This is a genomic window from Mycobacterium hackensackense, assembly GCF_025822555.1.
GTDB classification, from domain to species: Bacteria; Actinomycetota; Actinomycetes; order Mycobacteriales; family Mycobacteriaceae; genus Mycobacterium; species Mycobacterium fluoranthenivorans.
The window spans coordinates 79,876-95,594 of sequence record NZ_JACKUC010000037.1 but is presented as its reverse complement, the minus strand read 5'-3'; the positions used below and the strand labels follow the sequence as shown (position 1 = coordinate 95,594).

Genomic DNA, 15,719 nt, shown 5'->3' with positions numbered 1-15,719 from the left:
GCGGCGGCAGCTGGTTTAGTGGCTCTGGCAGCGGCGGTCGCCTTCCCGGCGGCCGCCGTTGCGGACCCGCTGCCACCGGATCCGCTGCCCGTTCCCGGCGACCCCGCGCCGCCTCCGCCCGCACCGAACGTCCCGGTGATAGGCGCACCGCTCGGACCGTCGGGATGGAATATCTTGGCACAGAACGGCTCTCAGGCTGCCCCGGGCGCACTCGGGGCTCCGCAGGATCTTTCCGGGCTGGACCGCAACACCGTTCTCGGTCAACTGCCGGCGCCGGCAGCTCCCGGTACGGGTCCCGGCGCAGTACCCAACCTCAACCCGTTCAACAACGCCTATGGGTTGCCGCAGTGCGATGTGCCGTCGGCTCCCGGCAAGTGTGAACAGTTCGACGTTGCACCCGGCGAAGAGCATGCCGATGTGAGCCGCCGGGAGTGGCTGGGCCGGTACATCGATCTCTACCGCGACGGCAGGCTACGGGGCGGATTGCTCGGCCAGCTTCCGCAGCAGCAGCTCGGAGAACCGTTGCCGGGCACCGCACCCCCGCCCGGCACCAACATTCCGCCCGGCCTCGGCCAGTACCTGCCCGACCCGCCGGCACCCGCGGACGGCGCTCCCCCAGTCCCCGCTCCAGCACCGCAGGGCTGATACACGCACATATGGTATCGAAAGAGGCCGTATCCCAACGGGTTTGACCTGTGGGATGCGGCCTCTTGTCGTCGACACGAGAATCCCCTACAGCGGAGAGCCACGGCATCCGTGTCGAAATGTACTGATTTACAGAGAAGTTCACCCTTGGCAAAGCTCGCGCGACCGCAACCCTCGGCTCGCACCCCAGGCTCCACTCCACCGAACCGGGCATGCGCGATACGCAGGGAAGGTCTCGCGCGCGGCGCGAAATACGGCTTCCTCAGCGAGATTTCGGTGAATTCTAGGAGAACTCACGCTGGGAGCTTTTCCTCAGCCGCAGGTAGAGGACCTGCGGTTTCAATACCAGTTGATTTAAAGACATTGCTGGGTAGTGGATTAGCAATTCCTAAGGTAATTTCTGCCTGTCAAACTCACCCAGACCCAGGGAGTTTCCGCTGTGAACCGTAAGTCCGCTTCACTGACGGCCGGTGTGTGCTCACTCTGCATCACCGCATCGTTGGTTACCGCTCCGCCGCACGCCGCAGCGGCCGCCACTGCGCCCGCCGTTCAGCACCGCACCGTGTCCACGCTCGAACAGCCCTATGAGCTGACGGCGTCGATCGACCAGTTGCTCGCCGTGGCCGGCCTGCCGCTGAACAACTTGAACACGACGATCAACACGGTCGGTCAGCTGCTGGTGTTCGTCAAGGGCCTCAACCTGGCGATGGGCCACCTTTACACGGGCGCTTGGGGTTCCGTCCCGGCAGACCTCCTGCAGGCGTGGACCGATGAGCAGAAGGCGATCCAGAACGTCATCGCGCTGCCCGCCAAGCTGATCGCCTACGACCTCGCCGTCATCGGCGGGGCGTTCGGCGCCACGGCGACTGCCGCCACCGCGGCGAAGTCCGGCACCGCTGTCGCCACTGCGAGTGCGGGGAGCACCGTTACCGGCATCGCCACACTCCTTTCGCTGCCGCTGCAGAACTTCAACACGGCCGTGAACACCGTGGGTCAGCTGCTGGTGTTCATCAAGGGCCTCAACTCGGCGATGGGTCACCTCTACACCGGCGACTGGGCCGCGATCCCGACCGATCTGGCGAAGGCCTTCACCGACGAGGTGACGGCCATCAAGAACGTCTTCGCCCTGCCGGGCAAGCTCATCGCCTACGACCTGGGCGTCATCAGCGGTGTGGTCGGCGCCACCGCGACCGTGGCCGCCGCGACGCCCGTCGCGAGTTCGCGCGTCCAGACGCTGGCCCTGACCGCCGCCCCCTCCACTGCGGGCAGCACGGGCAAGACCGCCGAGGAGGCGTCGAAGTCCGGCACGGAGACCAAGGACGGCACCGACGCCACGGACACGACCGAGGTCAAGGACACCACCGAGACCAAGGACACCACCACCGAGGTGAAGGATCCCACCGAGGTCAAGGATCCGACCGAGGTCAAGGACACCACGACCGAGGTGAAGACCCCCACCGACGAGAAGACCTCGACGGAGACCAAGGACACCACCGGTACCGATACCGCCGGCTCGGAGTCCGGGACGTCCACCGATACGGCCGGTGACAAGACCGGCGACACGGCCGGGGACAAGTCCGCCACCGACGGCAAGGGTTCCACCACCGGCAAGCAGGGCACGGGCAAGAAGGGCTCAACCTACGGCAAGCACGCTCGCCAGGATGACGGCACCGACTCCACCGCGTCGGCGTCCACCGGTACGACCAAGACGTCGACCGGCGCCGGCCGGCACCGCAAGCCCGAGGGTGCAAGCTCGGAAGGTGCGTCCTCTTCGGCGTCCGCTTCCTCGGCAGGCGGCTCCAGCGCTGCGGCGTAACTGACGCATCACGCACGTATCGACGAGGCCCCCGGCAGCACTGCCGGGGGCCTCGCTCGTGTCCAAGGAAGCAAACAGATTCAAGGCGTACAGTCGGAAGCGTTCATTACATCAGCTAAGTAAACGGCGAGAGGGGCCTTGTGATGGCACGCGTAGACGGCGATACCTGGGATCTGGCATCCAGCGTCGGCGCCACCGCGACGATGGTGGCGGCCGCCCGGGCGATGGCCTCGGCCGCCCCCAATCCGGTGATCGACGATCGGTTCGCGGCCCCACTGGTACGGGCGGTCGGCGTCGACTTCTTCACCAAGCTCGCCGACGGTGAACTCGGTGAATCGGATCTGGGTGACGACCCCCGGATGAACATCGCGCGGTTCGCCAACGGTATGGCCGCACGGACCCGGTTCTTCGACGACTTCTTCACCGCCGCCGGGAACACGGGTGTGCGCCAAGCCGTGATCCTGGCCTCGGGTCTGGATGCCCGTGCCTACCGGCTGGACTGGCCGGCTGGCACGGTGGTATTCGAGATCGACCAGGCCGCGGTCATCGAGTTCAAGACGCAGACACTGAGCGATTTGGGTGCGCAGCCCACCGCGGATCGCCGGACGGTGGCCGTCGACCTGCGCGACGACTGGGTGTCCGCGCTGCGGGGCGCGGGGTTCGACCCGGCCGCGCCGACCGCCTGGATCGCCGAGGGCCTGTTCGGTTACCTGCCCTCGGAGGCGCAGGACCGGCTGCTCGACCTGATCACCGCGAACAGCGCCCCCGGCAGCCGACTGGCCGCCGAGGCGGTGCCGGGCACCGGCGACGTCGACCCCGAGGTGCTCAAGGAGCGCATGCAGTCGGTCACCGACAAGTGGGCCGAGCACGGGTTCGACCTGGACTTCAGCGAGCTCGTCTATCTGGGCGACCGCACCGACGCCGGCACCCATCTCGACGACCTGGGTTGGCAGACCTCCGGCGTGCCCACCAACGAGCTGCTGGCCCGCTACGGCCTGCCCACGCTCGACGAGGACGCACAGTTCGGGTCGCCCATCTACATCACCGCGGTGAAGTGATGGCGCGGTCCGAGACGGACAGCTGGGACCTGGCCTCCAGCGTGGGCGCGACCGCCACCATGGTGGCCGCGGCCCGCGCGCGGGCCACCGCCGAACCCGATGCGATCATCGACGACCCGTATGCCGCGGACCTGGTACGCGCGGTCGGTGTGGATTTCTTCACCCGGTTGGTCAACGGCGATATCGAGATCCCCGATGATGAGGCCGCCGCCGGCATCCGGCTCATCACCGACACCATGGCCGTGCGGACCCGGTTCTTCGACGACTTCTTCATCGCTGCCGGGGACGCCGGCATACGCCAGGCGGTCATCCTGGCCTCCGGCCTGGACACCCGGCCGTACCGCCTGCACTGGCCTGCGGGCACCGTGGTCTACGAGATCGACCAGCCTGACGTCATCGCCTTCAAGACCCAGTCCATGGATGCCCTTGGCGCGAGGCCGTCAGCGCAGCGCCGGACCGTCGCGATCGACCTGCGCGAGGATTGGCCTTCGGCTTTGACGGCAGCCGGATTCGATCCGGCTGCACCGTCCGCCTGGAGTGCCGAGGGCCTGCTGATGTACCTGCCGCCCGACGCGCAGGACCGGCTCTTCGACGAGATCACCGCCTTGTCGGTGTCGGGTAGCCGGCTCGCCACCGAGTATCACGGCGGCGACTTCGGCCAGTCGATCGGCGAACGCGCCAAGGAGATGGTCGGGCAGTGGGGCGCGCAAGGATTCGACATCGATCTGTCCGAGCTGTTCTACAAGGGCGAGCGCAACGACGTCGTGGACTATCTGTCCGCCCGGGGCTGGCAGGTGCACAGCCGCAGCCGCCGAGACGTGTTCGCCGACTACGGCCGTCAGTTCCCCGAACGGGCCAACCCGCTGCAGCACTCGGTATCCATCACCGCCATTCGGGACTGAAGGAATTTTCATGGCAACCAACAGCACTGCGCGCTCCGACGGCGACTCCTGGGACCTCGCCTCCAGTGTCGGCGCCACCGCCACCCTGGTGGCCGCCGGCCGCGCCATCGCCAGCACCGAACCGCACGGCTTGATCGACGATCCCTACGCAGCGCCGCTGGTACGCGCGGTCGGCATCGACTTCTTCACGAAGATGATCGACGGCGAGCTCGATCTGACGGACATCTCGCCGGAGGCCGCCAAGCGAGCTCGCTCCAATATCGACGAGATGGCCGTCCGGACAAAGTTCTTCGACGAGTATCTGATGGCCGCCACGGAAACGGGCGTCCGGCAGGTCGTCATCCTGGCATCCGGACTCGACTCGCGCGCCTACCGCTTGTCCTGGCCCGCCGGGACGATCGTCTACGAGATCGATCAGCCGGATGTGATCGAGTTCAAGACCAGCACACTGGCCGGCATCGGCGCCGTACCGACCACCGAGCGCCGCACGGTGTCGATCGACCTGCGCGAGGATTGGTCCACCGCGCTGCGCAACGCCGGCTTCGATGCCGCCGCCCCGTCCGCCTGGCTGGCCGAGGGACTGCTGATCTACCTACCTCCGGAGGCCCAGGACCGCCTGCTCGACGTCATCGACCAACTCAGCGCCCCAGGAAGCACCGTGGCCACCGAGTTCGTGCCGGGACTGCGCGACTTCGACCCGGAGGCGGTGCGTGACGAGGCCGTGAGCCTGAAGGCTCTCGGACTGGACCTGGATATGTCGTCGCTGGTCTATCCCGGCGAAAGGCACTCTGCCGCCGACTATCTGGGCGCCAGGGGCTGGGAGATGACCGGTGTGCCACGAGCCGAACTCTTTGCGCGCTACGGGTTGCCGCTACCCGAGGTGGTCGTGAACAACCCGATGGCCGAGATCATCTACATCAGCGGCACTCAGAAGCGGTAGTCCCCCAGCCACAGCGCCGTCACACCGCTGACGGCGCTGTGGGCCTGATCCAGCGCCCCGACGACCGAACGACCCAGCAGCGCGCCGAGTGCCTGCGGCAGAGAGGCGGCCACGGGCTGCGATGATGCCTTGGGCCGCAACATATCCAGCAGCGACGAGCCCGGGTAGCTCACCAAGCGGGCGGCGGCGTCGGGCGCCACGCCGGCGAGCACCTTGGCCCGGGTGATCGCGGTGCGCAGACCGCCGAGTTCGTCGACCAGACCACGCTCCTTCGCGTCCGCCCCCGTCCACACCCGGCCGCGGGCCACCGCGTCGACATCCTCGACCGACAGCTTGCGGCCATCGGCGACCCGCTGCACGAAGTCGGTGTAGAAGAGGTCGGCCTCGGCTTCCACGTGGGCGTGCTGTTCCGCGGTGAACGGCGCATTGACCGACCAGGCGTCGGCATTGGCGTTGGTGCGCACCGAATCGGTACCCACCCCGAGACGGTCCTTGAGCTCACGGGCCACCAACTTGCCGGTGACCACACCGATCGAACCGGTGATCGTGCCGGCGTTGGCGATGATCTCGTCGGCGGCCATCGACACGTAGTAGCCGCCGGAAGCGGCGACGGCACCCATGGACGCCACCACGGGCTTGCCGGCGGCCCTGGCCCGGACCACCTCCCGCCAAATGGTTTCCGAACCCGTCACCGAGCCACCGGGGCTGTCCACCCGCAAGACGATCGCCGATACTTCGTCATCGGCGACGGCCTCGCGCAGGGCGGCGGCGATGGTGTCCCCGCCCGCGCTGGAGTTGCCGATCGGCAGCACCTGCGGTCCGCCGCGCCCACTGACGATCGGTCCGTGCAGCGTGACCACCGCGATGGTCGGTTTGCTGTTCAGGCCGGGGATGTTCGGTATCGGTTTGGCGGCGGTGGCCCGCGCGTATCGAGACAGGAACAGCCGAGGTGGCGCGTCCTCACCGTCGGCAACCGCTGCGCCGCCGCTGAGTTCGGCGATCCGCGCGTAGGCCTCGTCGCGGAAACCGATGCGGTCGATCAGCCCGCCGGTCACCGCGTCATCGCGCAGCAGCGGGGCCTTGTCGGCCAGCGCATCCACCGCGGCGCTGTCGAGGTGCCGCGATGCCGCGACCGCGGTGCGCACCTGCGCGTGCAGGCTCTCGATCATCGCGCTGTCCGCTTCCCGATGCGCGTCGGTGTAGCTGTCCTGCGTGAAAAGGTTTGCCGCCGACTTGTATTCGCCACGGGCCACGAACTGGGCCTCGATCCCCACCTTGTCCAGGGCATCGCGCAGGAACATCGCATTGGTCGCGAAACCGACCAGCCCGACCGTGCCCGACGGCTGCATCCACACCTCGCGGAACGCCGAGGCCAGGTAGTAGGACAACGTGCCGGGATACGTTTCGGCCCAAGCCAGTGTCGGCTTCAGCTCGCCGAAGGCGACGATGGCCTCGCGCAGTTCCTGCACCGGGCCCGGCGCCGCCGCGGGGATCTGCACCCGGGCGATCAGACCGGCCACCCGATCGTCCTTCGCGGCACGGTCGATGGCGGCGACGGCCTGACGCAGGGTGATCGGCTTTCCGCCGGCCGAGATCAGCGCCATCGGATCGAATCCGGTGGTCTCCGGCGGCATCGCCTGCAGGTCCAGTTCCAGCACACACCCGTCGGGCACGCCGTTGTGCCGGGCCGTGTCCACCTTGCGGACGATGGCGCGCAGTTCTGTAGTGCCTGGGAGAAATCCGAACATCACCCGAGCGTACCGATCGCCGGGCGCCGGGCACCGGCGCTCGATCGGCCGTACCGTGTGGCCGTGAGGTTCTCCATCTCCCTGCCCCAGTTCGTGGACACCGCGTTCGACACCACCGGCGTCAAGGAGTATCTGGCCCGGGCCGAGGAACTCGGGTTCGACGGCGGCTGGACGCTCGAGCAGACGGTCGGCCCCGCACCGCTGATCGCCCCTCTGGAACTGCTCTCCTATGCGGCGGCGTGCACGACACGGTTGCGGCTCGGGGTGGCGGTCTTGGTCACGTCCTTGCACGACCCGCTGCAGCTGGCATCGGCGGTCACCGCCGTCGACCGGCTCAGCCACGGCCGGCTCGATCTCGGAGTCGCCCCAGGCGGCGGCGGACGTCAGTTCTCGGCGTTCGGCGTCGACGGGTCGTCGTTCATCTCCAGCTTCACCGAAGGACTGGAATTGATGAAGGCGGCATGGTCGGACGAACCCCGGCTGACCTTCCACGGGCGGTTCCGCGATGTCGCCGACCTACAGATCGTGCCCAAGCCGGTGCAGCGTCCCCATCCGCCGATCTGGTTCGGCGGCAACGCACCTGCCGCGCTCGCCAGGGCGGTCCGGCACGGAGACGCGTTTCTGGGGGCCGGATCGTCCACCACGGCCGCCTTCGCGACCGCAGTGCACACGCTGCGCCGCGAACTCGACGAACAAGCCAGGGACGCGGCCCGGTTCACCATCGGCAAGCGGGTCTATCTGATCGTCGACGACGACAGATCCCGCGCGTGGGATCGCGCCGTGGCCGGGTTGGACCGGATCTATGGCCACGGCGCGGGGCTCGAAGCCGTCGCGGTGGCAGGCACACCCGCCGACGTGCTGCGCGGACTGGCCGAGGTGGCCGCCGCGGGAGCACAGACCATCCTGCTGAACCCCCTGGGCGCGACCGTCGCCGAGGATCGTGAGCAGATGGAACGCCTTGCGGCCGAAGTAATCCCGCAGCTGCCCTGAATGAAGGGCACGGTGCGCGCAGAAGACCGGGAGTATTGGCCTGCCCGACCCCTCGCCCCCAGGCAGGCCAATACGAACGTATTGTTGCACGATACATTCGTACTTGCCACGTCGGGCTATACGGTGGGTCGGTGACTCGCTGGCCGCCGGATTCCACCCGCGATCCGGCCGCTTCCAATGCCGACAAGATCCGCCACGCCGCACTCGTCAACTTCGCCGCGCGCGGTGTCGGGGCCACCTCGTTGCGCGAGGTCGCATGCGCGGCAGGGGTGTCCATCGGACTGGTCCAGCACCATTTCGGGACCAAGGCCGGGCTGGTCGACGCGGTCGACCGGTACGTCGTCGAAGTGATCCAGACCACGCTCGCCTCCGGGCCGGGACCCACCACGCTCGAGGCCTTCGGCGAGAAGGTCACCGCTCTGTTGGTACAGCACCCCACCGTCGTCGACTATCTGGCCCGGTCACTCGTGGAGGTCACGCCGGTCGGGTCCGCGATCTTCGACACCTTGATCGAACAGGGCCTGACCCGGTGGGAACGGCGGGCTGAGGAGGGCCTCGCCCGCGACGATCTGGACCACACCTGGGCGGCGCTCAATCCGGTGCTGTTGTTCTTCGGCACGGTGCTGCTGCGGCCGCATATCGAGCGGCATCTACCGGCTCCCTTCACCTCACCCGCCGAGCTGGAGCGGTGGGGTGTCGCCGTCAACGACATGATGCGCAGGGGCCAGATGCGCCCCGAGGATTAGCGTGCCCATGCAAACGGCCCCCGCCGGAAGCGGGGGCCGTTTGTGAAGAGAACTACTACAGCTCGGTCGCCGAGCCGCCGGCAGCAGTGATCGCCTCGCGGGCGCTGCCACTGAACTTGTGCGCGGTGACATCGACCTTGGCCGACAGCTTGCCGTCGCCGAGGACCTTCACCAGCACGTTCTTACGCACCAGGCCCTTGGCCACCAGCTCGTCGACACCGACGGTGCCGCCGTCCGGGAACGCCTTGCCCAGCTCGCCGATGTTGACGACGCCGTACTCGGTGCGGAAGCGGTTACGGAAACCCTTCAGCTTGGGCAGACGCATGTGGATGGGCATCTGGCCACCCTCGAACGTCGAGGGGACGTTCTTACGGGCCTTGGTGCCCTTGGTGCCGCGGCCCGCGGTCTTACCCTTGGAACCTTCACCACGGCCGACGCGCGTCTTGGCGGTCTTCTCGCCCGGCGCCGGCTTCAGGTCGTGCAGTTTGATAACGCTCATGATTCCTAGACCTCCTCAACCGTGATGAGGTGATGGACGGCCTTGATCAGGCCGCGGGTCTGCGCGTTGTCCTCACGAACGACCGACTGACGGATCTTCCGCAGTCCGAGGGTCCGCAGGCTTTCGCGCTGCTTCCAGCGTGCGCCGATGGTTCCGCGCACCTGGGTGATCTTCAGTTCAGCCATGATCACGCATTTCCTTCACGCGCGGCTGCAGCAGCCAGCGCCTCGCTCTCGCGACGGGCCCGCAGCATTCCGGCCGGCGCGACATCCTCGATGGACAGGCCACGACGGGCCGCCACCTCTTCGGGGCGCTGAATCATCTTCAGCGCCGCCACGGTGGCATGCACCACGTTGATCGCGTTGTCGCTACCCAGCGACTTCGCCAGAACGTCGTGCACGCCGGCACATTCGAGCACCGCGCGGCAAGCACCGCCGGCGATGACACCGGTACCCGGGCTGGCCGGTCGCAGCATCACGACACCGGCCGCGGCCTCACCCTGAACCGGGTGGACGATGGTGGCACCGATCAGCGGCACGCGGAAGAAGTTCTTACGCGCTTCCTCGACACCCTTGGCGATGGCGGCCGGAACTTCCTTGGCCTTGCCGTAGCCGACGCCGACCATGCCGTTGCCGTCACCGACGATGACCAGAGCGGTGAAGCTGAAGCGCCGACCACCCTTGACCACCTTGGAGACGCGGTTGATGGTGACAACGCGCTCGATGTAGTTGCTCTTCTCGCCGCGGTCGTCACCGCGGCCACGACCGCCGCGGTCGTCGCGACGGCCACGGCCGTCACGGTCGCCACGACCGCCGCGATTGTCCTGCGCCGAACCGGCGCCAGCCTGCTCGGCCATCATGCAGTCCTCTCGTTAACAGTCATCAGAATTTCAGCCCGCCTTCGCGCGCGGCATCGGCAAGCGCCGCGATGCGACCGGCGTAGGTGTACCCACCGCGGTCGAACACGACGGCCTCGATACCGGCGGCCTTGGCGCGCTCGGCGATCAGCTGACCGACGCGGGTGCTGACGGCCTTCTTGTCGCCTTCGACGGCACGCACGTCGGCCTCGATCGACGACGCGGCGGCCAGCGTGGTGCCGGTCAGGTCATCGATGAGCTGCACGTGGATGTGCCGCGCCGAGCGGTTCACCATGAGCCGCGGCGTGGTAGCGGTGCCTTCGACCTTCTTGCGCAGCCGGGCGTGGCGGCGCAGGCGCGCGTTGCGCCGGGTCTCGGAGATGTTCTGCCCCACCGGCTTACGGGTGGCGGCTTCAGTCTTCGTGGTAGCCATGGGTTACTTACCTGTCTTTCCGACCTTGCGGCGGATCTGCTCACCCTCGTAACGCACGCCCTTGCCCTTGTACGGGTCGGGACGGCGCAGGCGACGGATGACAGCGGAGATCTGACCGACCTTCTGCTTGTCGATGCCGGAGACCGAGAATTTGGTGGGCGTCTCCACCGCAAAGGTGATGCCTTCCGGCGCCTCGATGAGCACCGGGTGGCTGTAGCCGAGCGCGAACTCCAGGTTGGCGCCCTTGAGCGCGACGCGGTAACCCACGCCGAAGATCTCCAACTTGGTGGTGTAGCCCTCGGTCACACCGGTGACCAGGTTGGCGACCAGCGTGCGCGACAGCCCGTGCAGCGAGCGGTTGCGCCGCTCGTCGTTGGGGCGGGTCACGACGATGGCACCATCGTCATTGCGGGACACCACGATCGGCTCCGCGATGTCGAGGGTCAGGGTGCCCTTGGGCCCCTTGACCGACACGTTCTGGCCCTCGATGGCCACGTCGACTCCGGCGGGAACCGGAACCGGCTGTTTTCCAATACGCGACATGTTCTCTTCCCCTACCAGACGTAAGCGAGGACTTCGCCGCCCACGCCTTGTCGAGATGCCTGGCGATCGGTGAGCAGACCCGAGGACGTGGAGATGATCGCCACGCCCAGGCCGCCGAGCACCCGAGGCAGATTGGTGGACTTCGCGTAGACCCGCAGGCCGGGCTTGCTCACCCGACGCAGGCCGGCGATGCTGCGCTCACGGCTGGGGCCGTACTTGAGCTGCACGACCAGGGCCTTGCCGACGCGGGCATCCTCGGTGCGGAAATCGGAGATGTAGCCCTCACTCTTGAGGATCTCGGCGATATTGGCCTTGATCTTCGAGTGAGGCAGCGTCACCTCGTCGTGGTACGCCGAATTGGCGTTACGCAGACGCGTCAAGAAGTCTGCGATGGGATCGGTCATCGTCATGACAGCCGGTTCACCTTCCTCGCGGCGGTTCCCATCGGGTCATCCGACACCGTGGGCCTTCCGTGTTTTGAAATCGAATGAATGCTGGTTACCAGCTGGACTTCTGCACACCGGGCAGTTCGCCCGCATGTGCCATCTCGCGCAAGCAGATTCGGCACAGGCCGAACTTGCGGTACACCGCGTGCGGACGGCCGCAGCGGTTGCACCGGGTGTAGCCACGCACCGCGAACTTCGGCTTCTTGTTGGCCTTGTTGACCAGAGCCTTCTTTGCCATTGCTCAGTTCTCCTTGAACGGGAAGCCGAGGGCCCGCAGCAGCACTCGTCCTTCATCGTCGTTGGTCGCCGTGGTGACCACGGTGATGTCCATGCCACGGGGGCGGTCGATGGAGTCCACATCGATCTCGTGGAACACCGACTGCTCGGCGAGCCCGAAGGTGTAGTTGCCGTTGCCGTCGAACTGCTTGGGGCTCAGGCCACGGAAGTCGCGGATACGGGGCAGCGCGATCGACACGAGACGGTCGAGGAACTCCCACATCCGGTCGCCGCGCAGCGTGACGCGGGCGCCGATGGGCATGCCCTCGCGCAGCTTGAACTGTGCGATCGACTTGCGGGCCTTGCGGATCTCCGGCTTCTGGCCGGTGATCAGGGCGAGGTCGTTGACCGCGCCGTTGATCAGCTTGGCGTCGCGGGCGGCGTCACCGACACCCATGTTCACGACGACCTTCACCACGCCCGGGATCTGCATCACGTTGGCGTAGTTGAACTCTTTGTTGAGCGCGTCCTTGATTTCCTCGCGGTAGCGCTGCTTCAGCCGCGGCTGCACCTTGGCGGTGTTTTCTACGGTGGTCATGTCAGATGTCCTTGCCATTGCGCTTGGAGACGCGGATCTTCTTGCCCGACTCCTCGTCGACGCGGTAGCCGATGCGGGTCGGGTTGCCGTCGGAATCGACGACCATCACGTTGGAGACGTGGATTGCCGCCTCCTGCGTGACGATGCCGCCCGAGGACGCGCCACGCTCGTTCTGCGACTGAGCGGTGTGCTTCTTGATCCGGTTGACACCCTCGACGAGAACCTTGTCGCGGGTCGGGTAGGCCTCGAGGACCTTGCCCTTGGCGCCCTTGTCCTTACCGGAGATGACGAGCACGGTGTCGCCCTTGTGCACCTTCATTTACAACACCTCCGGGGCAAGCGAAACGATCTTCATGAACTTCTTCTCACGCAGCTCACGACCGACCGGCCCGAAGATGCGGGTGCCACGGGGGTCGTTGTCGTTCTTGATGATGACGGCGGCGTTCTCGTCGAACTTGATGTAGCTGCCGTCGGCGCGGCGACGCTCCTTGACGGTGCGCACCACGACGGCCTTGACGACGTCACCACGTTTGACGTTGCCGCCGGGGATGGCGTCCTTGACGGTCGCCACGATGATGTCGCCGATACCGGCATAGCGCCGCGACGAGCCACCGAGCACGCGGATGCACAAGATCTCCTTGGCACCCGTGTTGTCGGCGACCTTCAGCCGCGATTCCTGCTGAATCACTCGATCTCCTGACCTGGGTTGTGTGCACGCCAGATACCGACCTGGTCATGCGCGGTCTTGTTTCCGCAGGGCACGCAGGGTCATAGGAATATGACCGAGGTCTGCCCGCGGCAACCCCTAGAGTCTAGGGGACGCGCTGCTCAGCGCCAAATCCCAGCTCAGCCGGGGCTGCACCGTCACACCACGGCGGCGGTCAGTTCCACCTCGACGGGCGCCCCGGACGGCAGAGACGCGACGCCGACAGCGCTGCGCGCCGGCAGTGCACCGGCACCCAGTTCCGCGGCCAGCATGGCTGACGCGCCGTCAGCAACCGCGCTGAGCTGGGTGAATGTCGACGCGCAGGCGATGAAGACGGTCATCTTCAGGCAACGTATCCCGGCGCGCTCGGGCAGCACCGAGCGTACGGCGGCCAGTGCATTGCCCGCTGCGTGCCCGGCCGCGGCACACGCATCCTCGGGAGAGACGGTGTCACCGACGATGCCGGTGTAGAGCAGCGCACCGTCCCGTCGTGGCGTCATACCCGCGGTGTGGATGACACCGTCGTGCAGGACCGCGGGTACATAGTCGCCCTGTGGCAGCGGTGCCACCCGCTCAGTCGACACCGAGTGCCACGCCTTCCTGGCGGGGATCGGCGGCTCCGCTGAGCACACCACGGTCGTCCACCGAGATCAGTTGCGCGCTGCCGCCCGCTCCCCACCGCGGCTGGACGACCACGCGATGTCCCAGCGCGCTCAATTGGTCGCGCACCCCGGCCGGCACGCCGGGTTCCAGACGCAGCTCCTCGGGAGCACCGATGACGTCGGCGTCCGAGCCGGGAAACACCGTGAACCGTGGGGCGGCCACCGCCTCCGCGGGATTGCGCCCGTGGTCCAGCACATGGGAGATCAGCTGCATGTTCCATTGCACCTGGCCGTCGCCGCCCGGGGTGTTGCCGACATGTGCGAGGGCGCCCGCATCGTCGGTGACGATCCACGCGTTGAGCGTGTGCAGTGGTTTTCGGCGCGGTTTCACCTCGTTGGGATGTCCTGGTATCAGGTAGGCGCCCCGGCCCAGCCGGTTGTTCAGCACCACGCCGGTGCCGGGCACCGTGAATTTCGCGCCGAAGGTGAACGCCAGCGAGTGGATGAAGCTCACCGCGCGCCCGTCGGCGTCGACTGCCACCGTCGAGGTGGTGTCCCCCGCCGCGACCGCGATACGGCCACGCACTTCGGTGCGGCCGTCGAGATCGCGGCGCTGCACGTCCAGGCGTTCGGTGTTCAGGATGTAATCGACGCCGTCGCGACGGTTATCGCTGCCGCACAACGCAAATCGATCGGCGAATGACAGTCGGGCGGCTCGGACCAGCCGGTCGATCGCGGCAGCCGACATCCACTCCGTCGCACCGAGCACCCCGTCGCACAGTGCTGCCTGCTGCACCACCATCCACCCGGGCGTCGGCAGTGGGGTCTGGTGCAGCACCGCACCGGCGTAGCGTCCGGTGAGCGCAGGCTCGGGAGCCACCCACGCCCCCGCGGCCCATTCGTCGCCGCTGAACGGCGCACCACCGGCGCGGAGCGCGGCCACGGCCCGCTCCGCGAACTCGCCGGTATAGAAGCTGCCGGGGTTGTGCGCCAGCGTTCGGATGGTGGCCGCCAGTGCCGGCTGTGGGAGGCGGCGGCCGGCGGCCACCGGAACACCTTGCGGCGTATAGATCTCCGAGAGGCCGGGGTCTGCCGCGACCGCCTGGGCAGCCGAGCGGACATCGCCGGCGGTGTGCTCCGAGCAGGGCAGCCCGTTCTCGGCGAGGCGGGCCGCGGGTTCCCACAGTTCCGGCAGCGACCGCGTGGCGCCGCCGCCGTGGAGTGCCCGCAGCGCGGCGGGTGCGCCGGGCACGGCGACGGCCAGCGGGCCATCCATCGGTATCGCGCTGAGGCCCTGCGCCGCATAGAAATCCGCGGTTCCTCCGTCGGGGCCGAAGCCGGATCCGTTGACGGTCCACACCCGCCCGTCGGGTTCCCGCACCACGGCGAAGGCGTCGCCGCCGATACCGCATTGGCCGGGCAGGGTCAGCCAGGTCAGTCCGGCCATCGCCAGCGTGGCGTCGATGGCGTTACCACCGTCGGCCAGCACCCGGGCACCGGCCAGGCTGGCGGCCGGGTGGCTGCTGCTGACCATGCCGCCCGCCGACAGCGCCGGCGGACGTGGCGCCGCGCTCATCAGGCGCCCCGGCGGGCCCGGCGAGTCGGGCCGGCAGGCATCTCGCCCGGCTCCACGCCGACGAAGATCTCACCGTCCCGTTCCTCGCACGGAAAGGTCTTGATGGGTTCGGTGGCCGGCGGGCTGATCGGCTCACCGGTCTCCAGATCGAAGGCGCTGCCGTGGCAGGAGCAGCCGATACCGTCATCGCGCAGTTTGCCGGAGGACAGCAGGCAGTCCAGGTGTGTGCAGTAGTTCGAGGTGGCGTATGCCTTACCGTTGAGCCGTGCCACCGCGAACTCGTGATCGCCGGAATAGAACCGCCGCACGATTCCCTCGGGCACCTGCCCGGATCGTGCTACCCGAACGAAATCCATTGTTGTTCTCCGTCTTTCTGTGGTCTCAGGCTGTGGTCTCAGG

General features: G+C 67.6%; 21 protein-coding genes. 7 read left to right on the top strand and 14 right to left on the bottom strand.

From position 1 onward, the window contains the following. Window positions 1-18: 18 nt before the first annotated feature. From H7J86_RS28360 to H7J86_RS28340, 5 genes are all read left to right on the top strand, one after another. Window positions 19-645 (top strand): hypothetical protein, encoded by a 627-nt coding sequence (locus tag H7J86_RS28360; protein WP_267295008.1) that lies wholly within the window; start codon window positions 19-21, stop codon window positions 643-645. Between the two features lie 439 nt (window positions 646-1,084). Beyond that, the gene (locus H7J86_RS28355; RefSeq protein ID WP_267295006.1) at window positions 1,085-2,461 is read left to right on the top strand and encodes a hypothetical protein; all 1,377 of its coding nucleotides are present in this window, start codon (window positions 1,085-1,087) and stop codon (window positions 2,459-2,461) included. A 143-nt stretch (window positions 2,462-2,604) separates the two neighbouring features. Continuing rightward, entirely contained in the window at window positions 2,605-3,519 is a 915-nt protein-coding gene (locus tag H7J86_RS28350; RefSeq protein WP_267295004.1) for a class I SAM-dependent methyltransferase, read from the top strand. Then, window positions 3,519-4,421, top strand: a complete 903-nt coding sequence (locus tag H7J86_RS28345) for a class I SAM-dependent methyltransferase (protein ID WP_267295002.1) — start codon at window positions 3,519-3,521, stop codon at window positions 4,419-4,421. The genes H7J86_RS28350 and H7J86_RS28345 overlap by 1 nt, the downstream gene beginning before the upstream one ends. Before the next feature lie 10 nt (window positions 4,422-4,431). Continuing rightward, complete coding sequence (locus H7J86_RS28340; RefSeq protein WP_267295000.1) at window positions 4,432-5,361, top strand: class I SAM-dependent methyltransferase; 930 nt, start codon at window positions 4,432-4,434, stop codon at window positions 5,359-5,361. On the opposite strand, the gene sppA is transcribed toward H7J86_RS28340, so the two are convergent. Continuing rightward, a complete protein-coding gene (gene sppA, locus H7J86_RS28335; RefSeq protein WP_187098321.1) occupies window positions 5,349-7,109 on the bottom strand; it encodes a signal peptide peptidase SppA in 1,761 nt (586 codons plus the stop codon). The genes H7J86_RS28340 and sppA overlap by 13 nt on opposite strands. A gap of 63 nt (window positions 7,110-7,172) precedes the next feature. On the opposite strand from sppA, the gene H7J86_RS28330 reads away from it, so the two are divergent. Together H7J86_RS28330 and H7J86_RS28325 are read left to right on the top strand one after the other, a co-directional pair. Continuing rightward, the gene (locus tag H7J86_RS28330) at window positions 7,173-8,099 is read left to right on the top strand and encodes an LLM class flavin-dependent oxidoreductase (protein ID WP_267294998.1); all 927 of its coding nucleotides are present in this window, start codon (window positions 7,173-7,175) and stop codon (window positions 8,097-8,099) included. Between the two features lie 131 nt (window positions 8,100-8,230). Continuing rightward, window positions 8,231-8,845: a TetR/AcrR family transcriptional regulator gene (locus H7J86_RS28325; RefSeq protein WP_090359831.1), complete on the top strand. Its 615-nt coding sequence runs from the start codon at window positions 8,231-8,233 to the stop codon at window positions 8,843-8,845. Between the two features lie 55 nt (window positions 8,846-8,900). Here the strand turns inward: H7J86_RS28325 and rplO are convergent, their stop codons facing one another. The 13 genes from rplO to H7J86_RS28260 all read right to left on the bottom strand — a co-directional run bounded on the left by rplO (window position 8,901) and on the right by H7J86_RS28260 (window position 15,676). Then, window positions 8,901-9,344, bottom strand: a complete 444-nt coding sequence (gene rplO / locus H7J86_RS28320) for a 50S ribosomal protein L15 (RefSeq protein WP_090359834.1) — start codon at window positions 9,342-9,344, stop codon at window positions 8,901-8,903. Between the two features lie 5 nt (window positions 9,345-9,349). Beyond that, on the bottom strand, window positions 9,350-9,529 hold the full coding sequence (gene rpmD, locus H7J86_RS28315) for a 50S ribosomal protein L30 (protein ID WP_090360514.1): 180 nt from the start codon (window positions 9,527-9,529) through the stop codon (window positions 9,350-9,352). Window positions 9,530-9,531: 2 nt separating this feature from the next. Then, window positions 9,532-10,200 (bottom strand): 30S ribosomal protein S5, encoded by a 669-nt coding sequence (gene rpsE, locus H7J86_RS28310; RefSeq protein ID WP_090360517.1) that lies wholly within the window; start codon window positions 10,198-10,200, stop codon window positions 9,532-9,534. Window positions 10,201-10,225: 25 nt separating this feature from the next. Further along, complete coding sequence (gene rplR, locus H7J86_RS28305) at window positions 10,226-10,633, bottom strand: 50S ribosomal protein L18 (RefSeq protein ID WP_090359836.1); 408 nt, start codon at window positions 10,631-10,633, stop codon at window positions 10,226-10,228. A gap of 3 nt (window positions 10,634-10,636) precedes the next feature. Then, window positions 10,637-11,176: a 50S ribosomal protein L6 gene (gene rplF / locus H7J86_RS28300; RefSeq protein ID WP_090359839.1), complete on the bottom strand. Its 540-nt coding sequence runs from the start codon at window positions 11,174-11,176 to the stop codon at window positions 10,637-10,639. 11 nt (window positions 11,177-11,187) lie between these two features. Then, window positions 11,188-11,586 carry a 30S ribosomal protein S8 gene (rpsH, locus tag H7J86_RS28295; RefSeq protein ID WP_090359841.1) on the bottom strand — a complete coding sequence of 133 codons (399 nt, stop codon included), beginning with the start codon at window positions 11,584-11,586 and terminating at the stop codon, window positions 11,188-11,190. 88 nt (window positions 11,587-11,674) lie between these two features. Continuing rightward, entirely contained in the window at window positions 11,675-11,860 is a 186-nt protein-coding gene (locus H7J86_RS28290) for a type Z 30S ribosomal protein S14 (RefSeq protein ID WP_083736047.1), read from the bottom strand. A gap of 3 nt (window positions 11,861-11,863) precedes the next feature. Further along, complete coding sequence (rplE, locus tag H7J86_RS28285) at window positions 11,864-12,436, bottom strand: 50S ribosomal protein L5 (RefSeq protein ID WP_090359843.1); 573 nt, start codon at window positions 12,434-12,436, stop codon at window positions 11,864-11,866. 1 nt (window position 12,437) lies between these two features. Beyond that, entirely contained in the window at window positions 12,438-12,755 is a 318-nt protein-coding gene (rplX, locus tag H7J86_RS28280; protein WP_090359845.1) for a 50S ribosomal protein L24, read from the bottom strand. Next, window positions 12,756-13,124, bottom strand: coding sequence for a 50S ribosomal protein L14 (gene rplN, locus H7J86_RS28275; protein WP_018601827.1), 369 nt, complete (start codon window positions 13,122-13,124; stop codon window positions 12,756-12,758). A 176-nt stretch (window positions 13,125-13,300) separates the two neighbouring features. Then, a complete protein-coding gene (locus H7J86_RS28270) occupies window positions 13,301-13,711 on the bottom strand; it encodes a RidA family protein (protein WP_372517345.1) in 411 nt (136 codons plus the stop codon). 4 nt (window positions 13,712-13,715) lie between these two features. Continuing rightward, on the bottom strand, window positions 13,716-15,320 hold the full coding sequence (locus H7J86_RS28265) for a gamma-glutamyltransferase family protein (RefSeq protein ID WP_267294994.1): 1,605 nt from the start codon (window positions 15,318-15,320) through the stop codon (window positions 13,716-13,718). Beyond that, window positions 15,320-15,676: a Rieske (2Fe-2S) protein gene (locus H7J86_RS28260; RefSeq protein ID WP_090359849.1), complete on the bottom strand. Its 357-nt coding sequence runs from the start codon at window positions 15,674-15,676 to the stop codon at window positions 15,320-15,322. The genes H7J86_RS28265 and H7J86_RS28260 overlap by 1 nt, the downstream gene beginning before the upstream one ends. Between the last annotated feature and the right edge of the window lie 43 nt (window positions 15,677-15,719).

Bases quoted from the DNA above. Each gene is read 5' to 3' on its own strand.
- rplE (WP_090359843.1), bottom strand. From the start codon at position 12,436: ATGACCACCGTAGAAAACACCGCCAAGGTGCAGCCGCGGCTGAAGCAG.
- rplF (WP_090359839.1), bottom strand. From the start codon at position 11,176: ATGTCGCGTATTGGAAAACAGCCGGTTCCGGTTCCCGCCGGAGTCGAC.
- H7J86_RS28260 (WP_090359849.1), bottom strand. From the start codon at position 15,676: ATGGATTTCGTTCGGGTAGCACGATCCGGGCAGGTGCCCGAGGGAATC.
- H7J86_RS28265 (WP_267294994.1), bottom strand. From the start codon at position 15,320: ATGAGCGCGGCGCCACGTCCGCCGGCGCTGTCGGCGGGCGGCATGGTC.
- rpsH (WP_090359841.1), bottom strand. From the start codon at position 11,586: ATGACGATGACCGATCCCATCGCAGACTTCTTGACGCGTCTGCGTAAC.
- rpmD (WP_090360514.1), bottom strand. From the start codon at position 9,529: ATGGCTGAACTGAAGATCACCCAGGTGCGCGGAACCATCGGCGCACGC.
- H7J86_RS28340 (WP_267295000.1), top strand. From the start codon at position 4,432: ATGGCAACCAACAGCACTGCGCGCTCCGACGGCGACTCCTGGGACCTC.
- rpsE (WP_090360517.1), bottom strand. From the start codon at position 10,200: ATGGCCGAGCAGGCTGGCGCCGGTTCGGCGCAGGACAATCGCGGCGGT.
- sppA (WP_187098321.1), bottom strand. From the start codon at position 7,109: ATGTTCGGATTTCTCCCAGGCACTACAGAACTGCGCGCCATCGTCCGC.
- H7J86_RS28290 (WP_083736047.1), bottom strand. From the start codon at position 11,860: ATGGCAAAGAAGGCTCTGGTCAACAAGGCCAACAAGAAGCCGAAGTTC.
- rplR (WP_090359836.1), bottom strand. From the start codon at position 10,633: ATGGCTACCACGAAGACTGAAGCCGCCACCCGTAAGCCGGTGGGGCAG.
- rplX (WP_090359845.1), bottom strand. From the start codon at position 12,755: ATGAAGGTGCACAAGGGCGACACCGTGCTCGTCATCTCCGGTAAGGAC.
- rplO (WP_090359834.1), bottom strand. From the start codon at position 9,344: ATGAGCGTTATCAAACTGCACGACCTGAAGCCGGCGCCGGGCGAGAAG.
- H7J86_RS28345 (WP_267295002.1), top strand. From the start codon at position 3,519: ATGGCGCGGTCCGAGACGGACAGCTGGGACCTGGCCTCCAGCGTGGGC.
- H7J86_RS28350 (WP_267295004.1), top strand. From the start codon at position 2,605: ATGGCACGCGTAGACGGCGATACCTGGGATCTGGCATCCAGCGTCGGC.